This window comes from Bacillus sp. Medicinal_06 (assembly GCF_056711665.1).
The window spans coordinates 45554-57756 of record NZ_JBWYHD010000001.1 but is presented as its reverse complement, the minus strand read 5'-3'; the positions used below and the strand labels follow the sequence as shown (position 1 = coordinate 57756).

Genomic DNA, 12203 nt, shown 5'->3' with positions numbered 1-12203 from the left:
ATGGTATATTTCAACTAGTTAGAATAAAAAGAAAATTAAGAGAAGGTGAAAGAATGTATCAAAAACCATTTGAACCGTCTTATGAGTATGCAATGGAATGTGATAAACACGACGATCTTGCTGATTTTCAAAAAGAATTTTATAAAAAAGTAGATACAATATATTTAGATGGAAATTCACTCGGGTTACTTTCGAAAAGAGCAGAGAAATCTTTACTTATTATGCTAGATTCATGGAAAGAGTATGGTATTGATGGATGGACAGAGGGAGAACATCCTTGGTTCTTTCTTTCAGAGCGATTAGGTGAATTAACAGCTCCACTTGTTGGTGCTTTGCCGGAAGAAGTAATTGTAACCGGTTCCACGACAACGAATATTCATCAAGTTATTGCGACGTTTTATGAACCGAAAGGAATTCGTACAAAGATTCTTGCGGATGAACTAACGTTTCCGTCAGATATTTATGCTTTGCAAAGTCAAATCCGTTTAAAAGGGTTAGATCCAGATGAACATCTTGTACGAGTAAAGAGCCGAGATGGTAGAACACTTCAAGAGGAAGATATTATTGATGCGATGACGGATGATATTGCGTTAATTTTATTACCAGCTGTGTTATATCGTAGTGGGCAAATTTTAGATATGAAGCGATTAACTGCTGAAGCACATAAACGTGGTATCCATATTGGTTTTGATTTATGCCATTCCATCGGTTCAATTCCGCATGATTTCAAGGGATGGGATGTTGATTTTGCAGTATGGTGTAATTATAAATATTTAAATGCAGGCCCTGGTGGTGTTGCAGGGTTATATGTAAACAAGAAACATTTTGAGCGTCTGCCAGGACTTTCTGGTTGGTTTAGTTCTAGAAAAGATAAGCAATTTGATATGGAACATACATTAACAGCAGCTGAACATGCTGGAGCATATCAAATTGGTACACCTCACGTGTTAAGTACAGCGCCACTAATCGGTTCACTTGAGATTTTCAAAGAAGCCGGCATTGAAAGATTACGAGAAAAGTCATTACACATTACCCGCTATATGCTAAATTTAATCAATCATGAATTGAAGGGTATGGGTTTTACAATTGGAAATCCATTAGAAGATGATAAGCGCGGGGGACATATTTATTTAGAACATCCAGAGGCTGCACGTATATGTAAAGCTTTAAAAGCAAATGGAGTAATTCCTGATTTTCGGGCACCGAATGGAGTTCGCCTTGCGCCAGTTGCTTTATACAACACTTATGAAGAGGTTTGGAAGTCTGTGCAAATTTTAAAGAAAATCATGAAGGATGAAGAATATAAAAAATTTGAAAATAAGCGAGAGGTTGTGGCTTAAGCGATGAAAGAATCTGATTGGATTGATATTTCACAGCCATTAAATAATAACATTGCGACATGGCCAGGAGATACACCATTTTTATATGAAGTTTCGTGGTCAAAAGAACAAAGTGGATCTGTCAATGTTGGAAAGTTAATGATGAGCATTCATACAGGAACGCATATTGATGCACCATTCCATTTTGATAACAACGGAAAAAGGGTACTAGATTTAGATATTAATGTCTATGTTGGGAAAGCTCGAATCATTGATGTATCAGGTATGGAAAGTATTGGCGCAAAAGAATTAGAGGGATTTGTGTTAGATGGTGTAGAGAGATTGTTGCTACGGACCTCTTCACATGGAAATGCACAACAATTTCCTAAAACAATACCATATTTACGTGCCGATATTGCGCCGTTTCTTTCGGAAAAAGGCATTCGATTAATCGGAGTAGATGTACCTTCTGTAGATCCGCTCGATGATAAAGAATTAGCAGCGCATCATCAACTATTTAAGCACGGTATTCATATTTTAGAAAACGTTGTATTAGATCACGTACAAGACGGAGATTATGAACTGATTGCCTTGCCGCTTGCATTGACAGATGCAGATGGTAGTCCAGTTCGTGCGGTAATAAGACCACTATAGAATAGTCATAATGCATAGAGGGGATGTTCAGCTTATGAAAGAAAACGAAAAAGTAATTATGGAAAAAGGAATCCACACAGATTTTAAAGAGAATATGACATATGGAGAGTATTTACAATTAGATAGTCTACTAGGGAGTCAAAAAAGGCTTTCCGACCATCATGATGAAATGCTGTTTATTATTATTCATCAAGCAAGTGAGCTGTGGATGAAGCTAATTTTACATGAACTGAGCGCAGCGATTGAATCGATTCAAAATGAAAGATTGGCACCAGCTTTTAAAATGCTTGCGCGCGTTTCAAAAATTCAATCGCAAATTATCCAATCTTGGGATATTCTTGCGACGCTTACACCATCAGAATATATTGAGTTTCGAGATTCACTCGGTCAAGCATCTGGATTTCAATCGTATCAATACCGTATGATTGAATATGCACTTGGTTATAAAACACCGCACGCATTAAAAATTTATGAAAAAGATCCAGAGTTACATGCTCGCTTGCATAAAGCTCTTCATTCACCAAGTCTATACGATGTTGCGATTCAGGCGCTTGTAAAGGAAGGGTTCCCAATTAGCAAAGATGTATTAAATCGTGATATTACACAGCCCTATGAAGAAGATGCGACAGTTGAAGCAGCATGGTTAGAAGTGTATGCTGATGTGAAAAAATATTGGGATTTATATCAACTTGCGGAGAAATTAATCGATATTGAAGATTGGCTCCAACAGTGGCGATTCCGTCATATGAAAACAGTAGAGCGTATTATTGGTCATAAAATGGGAACGGGTGGATCGTCTGGAGTATCGTATTTAAAACGCGTTCTTGATCAACGCTTTTTCCCTGAACTTTGGAATGTGCGGACAAAATTATAAAAAAATCAGCATCTCCTAAGAGATGCTGATTTTTTTATAATTCGTTTTTATTTTTTCTAGCTCTATCTTCAATATTTGTTTCAGGCATTCCATATAGGCCGTTCATAGCTTGTTCATCTTGATCAAGTCCAACAGTATTATAGTCATTTTTATCTACATTTACTTCCTTAGCGTATTGTTTTTTCATTTCACTCACCTCCATTTATAGAATGGCAAATAGTAAGATGTATATTCATGATAATGGAACAACAAAGTGGTGAGGCGAGAGGTGAGGGAAATCTCCACTGGTTAAAGGTTCACTTTTTCTAAGAAGGCATATATAAATAGAAATATTTATTGGATTTGAGTAGAATAATAAAGAATAACAAGAAAAAGTACGCATTTGGAGGAACATATATTGGATTTTTACAAGTTAGAAAATATGTTTATGAAAAAGAAAGTGAATGCATTTCTCGTATACCAAAAAGGTGAATTAACGACAAATTATTATAAAACAAAAGAATGTGCAGACAATTTATATAAAATTAACTCTATCACGAAAAGTATCGTATCGATGTTAATCGGTATAGCAATAGACAAAGGTTATATAAATGATATACATACGCCTATAGTAAAGTGGATTCCAAATGTACCCAAAGAAAAGAAGGAATTAACCATTTATCACTTGCTGACAATGACAACCGGTGAAGATTGGAAAGAGTTTGGAAATGGAGTGGTATTTCCAAACGATTTTGTGGAATCAGATGATTGGATAAAATATATTTTGCAGAAGCCTTTAATAGAAGAGATGGGTACGAAAATGAATTATAATTCAGGTTCTTCACATTTATTAAGTTATATACTACAAATTGCAACCGGAAAGACAACAGAACAATTTGCAAAGGAATATCTATTTAACCCTTTACAAATTACCGAATATGAGTGGCAACAAGACCCACAAGGTATTTATGTTGGTGGATTCGGCATGAAAATGAAAGCGGACGATTTATTAAAATTAGGACTATTATGTTTACAAAATGGATACTGGCATGGAGAAAAGGTTATATCTTCAAGTTGGATTGAACAATCAAGTAAGAATCTTTTTTTAACATATGAACATGTTGGAGCATACGGTTATCATTGGTGGGTGATAGATAACGTAAGATTTCACATACCGTATTGTATGTATTTTGCTATGGGATATGGTGGACAATATATTATCATTGTGCCACAACTAGAGCTTGTTGCTGTTATAAGCAGTCAAATGCCCAAGCGTGGACTAGTACCGCTGAAATTATTTATAGAGCATGTACAAGAGTTTTCGTAAACTCTTGTTTTTTATATTGATGTAAAGTTAAATGATAATAAAAGGGGGAATGTATGAAGTGAATCCACCATATTTTTTTATTGCTTTAGATTCAAAAACGATGTGTTTCATAAAGAATGCGAACAAAAAATAATTTGATTTTAAACAAATAGAACGAAAACAGTGTAAAGATGATGTTCAGTATATTTGTTATAAGAAGAATGGGGAAGAAGTTCATACATATTACTTTATAGAAAAGCAAATTTTATTCGTGAATATAACACCATATTTAACGTTATATTTAGAAATGTTAGGTAATCCTGCTCAAATCTATGAAATGGATGTAAAGATTGATTCCTTTTCTCACGAAAGTGCGATTCAAGCATTTCGAGCCGTTTTGGAAAAACGTGTTGAAGTTTTTAATCAAACACAGCATTTATATTGTCAACAAATGTGGCACGATGATGCGTACATTATTGCAAATCGAGAATCGTTACAGCAATTACGTAATGCAATTGATCGTGCACTCCTGCAAGGTGAAGCGCGCTATAATTCATTTACATCTGATGGAGAAGGATATACGACTTTTGTAAAATGCCTAGATGATATGGAAAAATGGAGTGAATTAGAGCTGCCATATAGCAATCGAGAATACTATGTTCCAGATGAAGAGGAAGAAAAACCACTACAGTGTTTGGATTACTATCGTTTCTTGCATGATACAGAATCATAGAATTTTATTTTTGTTTATTAGTTTGTAATATTTTTTTATTATAAAATAACAATAAGAAAGGAAATGAAATATAACAAAAATAAATATTATGTGTAGTCTACCTGTTCTGTTACTACGTTTAACATCTTGTGACATATCAGGTTTATACATGCGATCAGTATAGTTTAAGAAGAGAGGGCCGAACGTCTTATTAAACAAAATTAAATTCGGAGGGTTAAAATGATAGAAAACCTTTCATTCATTCATTATGAACACCATAAAAAATTAGTCCGAACAATCTTAAATGATTGTATGGTTAAAGATGAAATTATTGGATTAGTGCTTATTGGTTCTGTTGCAAGAGGAGATGCTTACCCTGACTCCGATTTAGATTTATATTTTCTTTTAGAAAATGGATATAATAAAAAATTCCATTCTGAGATTAAAGGAGATATTTTAATTGAGTATAAATATGCAGATTTTAATCAAGTCCAATTAAACTTTGATAAGAATCCAATGGAACTATACTCTTTTTTAGATGGTAAAATTTTATTTGATAATAAAGGGGTTCTGAAGCAATTAATGAGGATAGCTCAACAAAAATATAATGATTATTGTATCTTTGAAAATAAAATAAAAGGAATTTCTCATTGGTTAAATAGTTCACTCATTAAGATTAATGCTGCCCTAAAAGTAAATAATGTATTAAAAGCTTCATATATATTGAACACATCAACTTGGGTAATGTTAGAAGGCATATGGGCCATAAACAACAAACCAATACCTCCTTCTGGATCTGTTTTGGTACATATTAAAGAATTATCTAATAGACGCACTCATTTAGATGACTTGCTTAATAAAATATTCCTAGGTAATACGACTGAACGTATTCATTCAGCAATTTTAATTATTGAGTGGGTTCTATTGAATTTAGAACAGCAAATAGATAATTCCTTATTGAGTTAACGGATGCGTAAGTTTAACAAGGATCATTTTTAACGCCTTCCAAACAATTGAATCGTTGTTTTCAATTTTATAAAAATGTGCAATGCCATATTTGGCGATTGCCAATGGTAAACCAACCAAAGAGAGCATGAAGGAATTGACAATCTGCTGTATGCGAAGACCTTCTTGGCACTCAAACAAACACGTTTGTTTGCCGACTACGTATTAACAGCTAAAGGGCCAAAAAATCTTGAGAAAAGAGATGGTTATGTAAAAACCTTGCAGGTCGTAAAATAAAAATAAAAATTAAATAGTAATAAAAAGAGGGAATCGAAATGATTTCCTCTTTTTTATCCCGCTATTTGCTGACAGTAAGATTATAAGGTTAAGAATCAAAGAAATAACAGAAGATAGATGAGAAAATAAAAAGCTGTATCGGCTTGGTTAGTTAAACTTTATCTACTGCTTTTTTGAAATGTAATCTCCAAAAACTTCTCCGTTTTTGTATCAAACTCTACATCAACAAAAACTCCATACTCTTTTCCACCTTCACGCAGCCATAATTTGAATTTTTCAGTTGTTATGTTCACCGTCTTCGGTTTTCTTCCTATATGAAGGTAATCAATAATTTGCGCTTTTGGATACTTTTCTTTTGTTTTTTCTACTGCAAGTTTCCCCCATTTTGCATATGGTGGTTGTGCGTGAACAACTGATGAATGGGTATATGTATTGTAATATGTTGTAATACATACAATTCCTAATACGAAACATGCAAAAATACGCTTCATAATAAACTCCTTTTATTCGTTTTCCTTATTGTATACATGCAGTCTAAATCATATAAGTGTGGATTTTTTTGTCTTTTTTACATAAAAGCGTTTTATTTACAAAACATAACCATGAAATCATTACTGCAAATAAGGAGGGAACATATGCGTCATACAGTTATTTTTAAAATACTGATTTTGTTTGTATTAATCGGTATATCTGTAATTGTTAGTAGTGGGCAAATGAGAAATGTCCAAGCTTTTTCTAATCAAGTGATTCAAAGAGGTGCCTCTGGAGAGGATGTTATTGAATTACAGTCTCGCTTGAAATATAACGGATTTTATAAAGGAAAAGTGGATGGTGTATTTGGCTGGGGTACATATTGGGCACTAAGAAATTTTCAACAAAAGTTTGGTTTACCTGTAGATGGTTTAGCGGGTGCTAAGACGAAACAGATGCTTGTAAAAGCGACAAAGTATGAGAAATCGACTGCTAATAAAGGACAAACGGGTGGACAAGGTAAAAAACCAACCCAGAATAAAGCTACAAATGTACCAAATGGTTACTCGCAAAATGATATTCAATTAATGGCGAATGCAGTTTATGGCGAATCACGTGGTGAACCATATTTAGGCCAAGTAGCAGTTGCGGCAGTTATTTTGAATCGCGTGACAAGTGCATCATTCCCGAATACAGTTTCTGGGGTAATCTTTGAACCACGTGCATTTACAGCAGTTGCTGATGGACAAATTTACTTAACACCAAATGAAACGGCAAAAAAAGCTGTATTAGATGCGATTAACGGCTGGGATCCTACCGGAAATGCACTGTATTATTTCAATCCAGATACCGCGACAAGTAAATGGATTTGGACTCGACCACAAATTAAAAAAATCGGCAAACATATTTTTTGTAAATAGAGCGGAGGTGAAGAAATGTTAAGAGGTATCATCATCGTATTGCTAACAATCGGCGTAGTTGGAACAGGATATTGGGGGTATAAAGAACATCAAGAAAAAAATGCGGTATTGATTCGAGCTGAAAACAGTTATCAGCGTGCATTTCATGATTTAGCATATGAGGTCGACTTACTGCACGATAAAATTGGAACGACACTCGCAATGAATTCGCGCACATCTTTATCACCGGCATTAGCGGATGTATGGCGTTTAACATCGGAAGCTCGTTCTGATGTAGGACAACTTCCTTTAACATTAATGCCCTTTAATAAAACGGAGGAATTTCTAGCGAATATTGGCGATTTTAGTTATCGCACTGCAATTCGTGATTTAGAGAAAGAGCCTTTAAATGATCAAGAATACAAATCATTGCAAAATTTATATTCAAATGCAAGTGATATTCAAGACGAGCTTCGGAAAGTACAACATCTTGTTTTAAAAAATAATTTGCGTTGGATGGATGTAGAACTTGCGCTTGCATCAAATAAAGATCCAGCAGATAACACGATTATTGATGGGCTCAAAACGGTTGAAAAGAACGTCGCATCCTATTCATCAAATAATTTTGGGCCGACTTTTACAAGTATGCAAAAAGCTAAAAAAGGTGGATTTGAAGCAACGGGTAAAGCAATTTCAAAAGATGAAGCGGCAAAAATCGCAAAAACGTTTTTAAATTTAAAAGGAAATGAAAAAGTAGAAGTTGAGAAAAGTGGAAAAGGTGCGAAAGAATCTTTTTACAGTGTGAAAATTCAAGATCCTGCAACAAAAAATGAATTTTATATGGATATTACCGAAAAAGGTGGATATCCAATTTGGGTAATGAATAACCGTGAGATTAAGGAACAAAAAATTAGTTTGAATGACGCAGGAAATAAAGGATTAACTTTCTTAAAGGACCATAAGTTCACCAATATGGAGCTTTATGATAGTTCACAATACGATAATATTGGTGTGTTTACGTACGTTGTTAATGAAAATAATGTGCGCATTTACCCAGAAGCCATTCAAATGAAAATTGCTTTAGATGATGGATCAATTGTTGGATTTTCAGCAAAGAATTATTTAGCATCGTATCAAAAACGGACTATTCCAACTGCAAAATTAACAGTTGCTGATGCAAGAAAGAAAATCAATCCAGATGTAAAAGTGATGGAAGAACGTAAGGCGCTTGTTGTAAATGATGTGCATAAGGAAGTACTGTGTTATGAATTTGTTGGTACATTAGGAAAAGATACGTATCAAATTTTTATTAATGCAAATGACGGAACAGAAGAAAAAGTGCAAAAGATGCAGGCTGTAGAAAAGGTTTATGATTAAACATCAATGATAAAGTGGTGAGAATAATGAAACTTCTTATATACATGCTTATGATTTGTTTTGCTATTACTGGGTGTAGCATTGGAACGCAAGATAATGCTCAAGAAAAACCAGAGCAAAGAAATATTTCTATGAGAAACGTTAATTATAGGGCAGATCAAAACAGACCAAATGAAAAGGTAGCTGATCATCTAGCATCTTTAGCTGCTAGTATACCAGGCGTAAGAGATGCTACAGCAGTAGTTGTAGGAAAATACGCAGTCGTTGGGATAGATGTAAAAGCGAAATTGGATCGCTCCCGAGTAGAATCAATCAAATATGCTGTTGCTGAAAGTCTAAAACATGATCCAAATGGTGCAAATGCAGTAGTTGTAGCCGATGTTGATACGTATGAACGATTAAAACAAATGGGTAATCAAATTAGACATGGGAAAGCAGGAGAAGGAATTCTTGATGAGCTTGCTGCCATTGTGGGACGGGTTATGCCGCAAGTACCAAATGACATGATAGAAAATAAAGAAACAAATCCGATTAAAGAGAATGATAAACAATTACCGAAAGGTGAAGAGAATGAATTAAGAAAAGAACAAAATGATCAATCGAATAATCATCTTAACAGATAAAAAAACATCTCGTGCTATATAGTACGAGATGTTTTTTTATCTACTAATATTCAGTTTATTTAAAGGTGAGTATATGTTTTAATAATAATAATAGGATTAAGGTTTGATAATTCCTAAAGTTCTATCAAATCACTTAGAAATAATCGAAAAGAGATGGGGGAAATGAAAGTGAATTTACAAACAGAAGAGATTCAGCTAATTCCATATGATGAAAAATATAAAGAAATCATAGAAGTATTTACTTTACCTGGTGAACAAATTCAGTTTACAGCAAAACCAAGTGACTTACTAGAAAAAGCAAAAAAAGATACAACACGAAATGTAGTAGTCATTACGGCAAACCAAATACCAGTTGGGGTTTTTGCATTGCAATCAGGAACAAGGGTAGCTGAATACACAGATAATCCGAATGCTTTACTTTTGATTTCCTTTTCTATCAATTATGAGAAACAAGGAAAAGGGTATGCCCAAAAAGGATTAGCATTGTTGCATGACTTTGTTGCATCCTATTTTTCGGATAAAAATGAAATTGTACTAGCTGTAAACGAACGGAATATTCCTGCTCAAAAGTTGTATTTCAAAGTAGGTTTTGAAGATAGAGGCCAAAGAAGAATGGGGCCAATTGGAAGGCAACTGATTTTATATCTACCATTAGAAAAGTAAATAATTATAGTGAAAAAGCTTACTTCAAAAATATTTTATGCAGTAAGCTTTTTTATTTGTTACGATATAGGTGGAATAATATTTTGTAAAGATGTAAAAACGAAACAGAAATGAAGGAATTCGTGAATAAGTGAAGCTATTATTTTATTTGAAATATTATCAATTCATGACATGTTAGAAGAATTAGAACGAGTTTGTAGAAAATATGAAAAAGAAAGAGAAGGCGTTCCTAAGTAAAGGAATGCCTTCTCTTATGATATATTTCTTTATACATATCGTTTTGAAACAATGAACTCTACAAGTGGAATGACAATGAATGAAGAACAAAGTGCAATAAACAAAGGAAGATTTTGAACATTGTCAAGTGAGTATAAGGCAGAAAATTCTTCTGACCAAATTAATAAAATAAACATAATAACAACTAATACAAAATACCCAATTTTGAAACTTTTATATGCAATGTGTTGGCCCATTTCATCTTGACTTTCTTCTGACACACCGTTTGGATCTCCCCATGTAATATGATTTATTAAATAACTAAGGATTAAAGAACCACCAAAAATAGTCCCTCCTAAAATTGCTCCTCCAGTTACATATTTATATGTCCCATGTATGAATACCCCAAATAATGATAGTAGAGAAATTAGAAAAATAAACTTCTTCTGATTCAATATAGTTCCTCTTTTACAACTAATTGTAAAAAAATTTTTACAATTAATAGTATAAAAATGGTAGAGGTTAATGTCAAATATATTTTACATAAATAGATAATCTTAAAAAACTTTACAATTGATTTCTCATTTTAGAGACAAATATAAAAATACAAAAATGAAAAGATTTTTATTTGGTTTGAATGTCAAAGTGATGAACCGCATATATTGGGAAGGGATGTCAGATTAAATTGGGGGGTAAATATGTCCATACTTTTAAAAGCGGGTGCAGACGCTGGAAATAATGGCTTAAAATTAATGGTAAAAGGCCAAAATCCGATTTATATTCCAAGTATATATTCACTATATATTGGGGAGACGACAGGTTTATTGGATGAAGAAGATGTACCGATAACTGAAGTGGAAAATCATATTGATGTAACTATAAATTCACCATCTCTCATGTTAAATAATGTACGTTACATTGTTGGGCAAAAGGTTATCAATGATCAGTTGAAAGGGACAGAAGTAGAGAAGAAATCTGATAAATCTACAGACGAATTAATGGTTCTAACGATTTTATCAGGTTTAGCAATTGGTGCTATGCGTCATAGTCCAAAATTAGATCATATTAATATTCGCTACGATTTATCAGTTGCTCTTCCAATGCAAATTATTACGCAAGAAGTAGCGGCAGAAAATGCGAAACGTTATATGGGAAATCATAAAGTTATTTTTCATTATCCAAACGGAAGAGATGTAACGATAAATGTCTCCATTGAGTACTGTAAATGTTTGCCTGAAGGAGCATCTGGAACTTGGGGAATCGTATACGATGAAGATGGTAATGTCTTAAAACATAAAGTCGAAGGTGAAAAAAATAAAACAACTGAGATTGATTTCGTTGACAAAACATTATTATCTTTTGATATAGGTGCTGGTACAACTGAAGAAGTAGTTTCATTTGGAGTGAATTTTAGACCACAATTAAGTAAAGGATTGTCCTATGGAGTGAAAGAAACTTTATTGCAGATTATTACAAGATGGAACCGGAAGCATCCCACAAAAACGATAGATAGTATTACAGAGTTTAATCAAATTTATTTAAATGAGAAACACCCAAGACATGCAATGCTAGTAGAAGAGTCACAACAAGCATTTCTAGGATTGGCTGCACGAGTTGCAACGGACATTATTAATAAAATTGATGATATGAAAGATGATCCATATGTATTTATTTATGGGGGTGGAGCGGTTATCATCAAAAATAGCTTAGAACTTATTTTAAAACAAAAAGGCCGTTTGAAAAATGTAATTTTTGTAGAAAACCCTTTATTTACAAATGCACGCGGATTATTAGTTTACACATGTTCACCACGGTATAGAGAATATAAACAAAAAGAATTAGGGTTTACGAATCTAACAATTAGTTAG

14 protein-coding genes are annotated in these 12203 nt (G+C 33.5%); 11 read left to right on the top strand and 3 right to left on the bottom strand.

Translation table 11 applies throughout. From position 1 onward, the window contains the following. Nucleotides 1-53: 53 nt before the first annotated feature. From kynU to kynA, 3 genes are read left to right on the top strand one after another with little or no spacing between them, the layout of a single operon-like run. Nucleotides 54-1340, top strand: a complete 1287-nt coding sequence (gene kynU / locus AC1M36_RS00290; protein WP_336451167.1) for a kynureninase — start codon at nt 54-56, stop codon at nt 1338-1340. Between the two features lie 3 nt (nt 1341-1343). Continuing rightward, a complete protein-coding gene (gene kynB, locus AC1M36_RS00285) occupies nt 1344-1973 on the top strand; it encodes an arylformamidase (RefSeq protein ID WP_336451166.1) in 630 nt (209 codons plus the stop codon). A gap of 34 nt (nt 1974-2007) precedes the next feature. Then, nucleotides 2008-2847 carry a tryptophan 2,3-dioxygenase gene (kynA, locus tag AC1M36_RS00280; RefSeq protein WP_336451165.1) on the top strand — a complete coding sequence of 280 codons (840 nt, stop codon included), beginning with the start codon at nt 2008-2010 and terminating at the stop codon, nt 2845-2847. A gap of 34 nt (nt 2848-2881) precedes the next feature. On the opposite strand, the gene AC1M36_RS00275 is transcribed toward kynA, so the two are convergent. After that, on the bottom strand, nt 2882-3034 hold the full coding sequence (locus AC1M36_RS00275) for a DUF4021 domain-containing protein (RefSeq protein ID WP_336451164.1): 153 nt from the start codon (nt 3032-3034) through the stop codon (nt 2882-2884). Nucleotides 3035-3244: 210 nt separating this feature from the next. Here AC1M36_RS00275 and AC1M36_RS00270 point away from each other — a divergent pair, with 210 nt between their 5' ends. The 3 genes from AC1M36_RS00270 to AC1M36_RS00260 all read left to right on the top strand — a co-directional run bounded on the left by AC1M36_RS00270 (nt 3245) and on the right by AC1M36_RS00260 (nt 5810). Beyond that, entirely contained in the window at nt 3245-4153 is a 909-nt protein-coding gene (locus AC1M36_RS00270) for a serine hydrolase domain-containing protein (protein ID WP_336451163.1), read from the top strand. A gap of 250 nt (nt 4154-4403) precedes the next feature. Next, the gene (locus AC1M36_RS00265) at nt 4404-4865 is read left to right on the top strand and encodes a hypothetical protein (protein ID WP_336451162.1); all 462 of its coding nucleotides are present in this window, start codon (nt 4404-4406) and stop codon (nt 4863-4865) included. Between the two features lie 219 nt (nt 4866-5084). Beyond that, nucleotides 5085-5810 (top strand): nucleotidyltransferase domain-containing protein, encoded by a 726-nt coding sequence (locus tag AC1M36_RS00260; RefSeq protein ID WP_336451161.1) that lies wholly within the window; start codon nt 5085-5087, stop codon nt 5808-5810. Between the two features lie 434 nt (nt 5811-6244). Here the strand turns inward: AC1M36_RS00260 and AC1M36_RS00255 are convergent, their stop codons facing one another. Next, on the bottom strand, nt 6245-6577 hold the full coding sequence (locus AC1M36_RS00255) for a YqzG/YhdC family protein (protein ID WP_336451160.1): 333 nt from the start codon (nt 6575-6577) through the stop codon (nt 6245-6247). Between the two features lie 144 nt (nt 6578-6721). Here AC1M36_RS00255 and sleB point away from each other — a divergent pair, with 144 nt between their 5' ends. The 4 genes from sleB to AC1M36_RS00235 all read left to right on the top strand — a co-directional run bounded on the left by sleB (nt 6722) and on the right by AC1M36_RS00235 (nt 10119). Then, nucleotides 6722-7477 carry a spore cortex-lytic enzyme gene (gene sleB, locus AC1M36_RS00250; protein WP_336451159.1) on the top strand — a complete coding sequence of 252 codons (756 nt, stop codon included), beginning with the start codon at nt 6722-6724 and terminating at the stop codon, nt 7475-7477. A 15-nt stretch (nt 7478-7492) separates the two neighbouring features. Then, nucleotides 7493-8833 (top strand): germination protein YpeB, encoded by a 1341-nt coding sequence (gene ypeB / locus AC1M36_RS00245; RefSeq protein ID WP_336451158.1) that lies wholly within the window; start codon nt 7493-7495, stop codon nt 8831-8833. 26 nt (nt 8834-8859) lie between these two features. Further along, nucleotides 8860-9456 (top strand): YhcN/YlaJ family sporulation lipoprotein, encoded by a 597-nt coding sequence (locus AC1M36_RS00240; RefSeq protein ID WP_336451157.1) that lies wholly within the window; start codon nt 8860-8862, stop codon nt 9454-9456. Nucleotides 9457-9609: 153 nt separating this feature from the next. Further along, on the top strand, nt 9610-10119 hold the full coding sequence (locus AC1M36_RS00235; protein WP_479845482.1) for a GNAT family N-acetyltransferase: 510 nt from the start codon (nt 9610-9612) through the stop codon (nt 10117-10119). Nucleotides 10120-10385: 266 nt separating this feature from the next. On the opposite strand, the gene AC1M36_RS00230 is transcribed toward AC1M36_RS00235, so the two are convergent. Then, nucleotides 10386-10790, bottom strand: coding sequence for a hypothetical protein (locus AC1M36_RS00230; RefSeq protein WP_336451155.1), 405 nt, complete (start codon nt 10788-10790; stop codon nt 10386-10388). Nucleotides 10791-11033: 243 nt separating this feature from the next. Here AC1M36_RS00230 and AC1M36_RS00225 point away from each other — a divergent pair, with 243 nt between their 5' ends. Continuing rightward, nucleotides 11034-12203: a ParM/StbA family protein gene (locus AC1M36_RS00225; protein WP_336451154.1), complete on the top strand. Its 1170-nt coding sequence runs from the start codon at nt 11034-11036 to the stop codon at nt 12201-12203.

Bases quoted from the DNA above. Each gene is read 5' to 3' on its own strand.
- kynU (WP_336451167.1), top strand. From the start codon at position 54: ATGTATCAAAAACCATTTGAACCGTCTTATGAGTATGCAATGGAATGT.
- kynB (WP_336451166.1), top strand. From the start codon at position 1,344: ATGAAAGAATCTGATTGGATTGATATTTCACAGCCATTAAATAATAAC.
- kynA (WP_336451165.1), top strand. From the start codon at position 2,008: ATGAAAGAAAACGAAAAAGTAATTATGGAAAAAGGAATCCACACAGAT.
- AC1M36_RS00275 (WP_336451164.1), bottom strand. From the start codon at position 3,034: ATGAAAAAACAATACGCTAAGGAAGTAAATGTAGATAAAAATGACTAT.
- AC1M36_RS00260 (WP_336451161.1), top strand. From the start codon at position 5,085: ATGATAGAAAACCTTTCATTCATTCATTATGAACACCATAAAAAATTA.
- AC1M36_RS00255 (WP_336451160.1), bottom strand. From the start codon at position 6,577: ATGAAGCGTATTTTTGCATGTTTCGTATTAGGAATTGTATGTATTACA.
- sleB (WP_336451159.1), top strand. From the start codon at position 6,722: ATGCGTCATACAGTTATTTTTAAAATACTGATTTTGTTTGTATTAATC.
- ypeB (WP_336451158.1), top strand. From the start codon at position 7,493: ATGTTAAGAGGTATCATCATCGTATTGCTAACAATCGGCGTAGTTGGA.
- AC1M36_RS00240 (WP_336451157.1), top strand. From the start codon at position 8,860: ATGAAACTTCTTATATACATGCTTATGATTTGTTTTGCTATTACTGGG.
- AC1M36_RS00235 (WP_479845482.1), top strand. From the start codon at position 9,610: ATGGGGGAAATGAAAGTGAATTTACAAACAGAAGAGATTCAGCTAATT.
- AC1M36_RS00225 (WP_336451154.1), top strand. From the start codon at position 11,034: ATGTCCATACTTTTAAAAGCGGGTGCAGACGCTGGAAATAATGGCTTA.